Origin of the sequence: Zestomonas carbonaria, assembly GCF_904061905.1 — a bacterium.
GTDB lineage: Bacteria > Pseudomonadota > Gammaproteobacteria > Pseudomonadales > Pseudomonadaceae > Aquipseudomonas > Aquipseudomonas carbonaria.
Genome location: NZ_CAJFCI010000006.1, coordinates 1 through 999, shown reverse-complemented (window position 1 = coordinate 999; position 999 = coordinate 1). Strand labels below are relative to the sequence as shown.

Sequence of the window (999 nt, the reverse complement as noted above, 5' to 3'; positions counted from 1 at the left end):
GTAGATACTGTTATCCAGCACAAGCGATATGGAGTTCTGGGTCGAATTTTCGACCAGACTTCAGTACCCCAAAGGCTACGTGCACGAGTTTGCGCATCATGGCACCGATGATGACTTTGGCGGGCTTGCCATTGCCGGCCAGGCGGTCGCGGTAGCGACGGCCCCAGTCAGTTTTGTAGAGCGCCACCATGGAGGGCATGTACAGCGCACTACGCAGGCGTGAGTGGCCAACCTTGGACAGCCGTGGTTTGCCTCTGACGCTGCTGCCGGACTCGTGCTCGCGCACGCTCAGACCGGCGAAGGCGACGAACTGGCGCCCCTTGTCGAAACGCTCACTTCCCAGCCCATAGGCCAACAGGATGGCCAGGGTGCGCTCGCCCACGCCAGGGATGGAAGCCAGCAGTTCACGCTTGCCTCGCAAAGTCGGGTCATCATCGAGCGTTTGGGAGATCTGTTGCTCGATACGTTTGATTTCGTCGTCAAGCCATTGCAGATGTTTGTCCAGGCTGTCACGCACCGAGTCACGGGCCGATTCGGTCCGGTTCTTTTCCTCTGCGCGCATGGCGACCAGCCCCTGAAGGCGCAGCACCAGTGCTTTCAAACGCTGCTCTGATAACGAGGGTGCGATCCAAAGGGCGGGCTGTCGTCGCTGACAGTAATCGGCCAACGCACGTGCGTCGATTGCATCGGTCTTGCTGCGCAGCCCCAGCGATTGAGCATGGGCCTTGGCCAGGGCTGGATTGATGACGCTGACGCGATGCCCCGCGTTGGCCAGATGTACAGCCACGGCTTCCCAGTAAATGCCCGTGGCTTCCATGCAGACATGTACGGGCCCTTGGGCGTGCTGATCGATCCAGGCGCACAATCCGGCAAATCCTTCGGGGGTGTTGGCGAACACCTTGTTCTTGAATTTCGTGCCCAGCATCAGGGCACAATCGATTTTCTTCTTGGAAATGTCGATTCCCAGAGGGAGGAAGTCAGAAGTGCTCATGGCTTGCG

At 59.2% G+C, this 999-nt stretch carries 1 protein-coding gene; it reads right to left on the bottom strand.

Annotation, left to right across the window (positions count from 1 at the left end; all coding sequences use genetic code 11):
- Positions 1 to 10: 10 nt before the first annotated feature.
- Positions 11 to 991, bottom strand: a complete 981-nt coding sequence (locus PSEWESI4_RS00035) for an IS110 family transposase (protein ID WP_187669147.1) — start codon at positions 989 to 991, stop codon at positions 11 to 13.
- Positions 992 to 999 lie beyond the last annotated feature (8 nt).

Coding starts and splice junctions, on each gene's coding strand:
- PSEWESI4_RS00035 (WP_187669147.1), bottom strand. CDS start 991: ATGAGCACTTCTGACTTCCTCCCTCTGGGAATCGACATTTCCAAGAAG.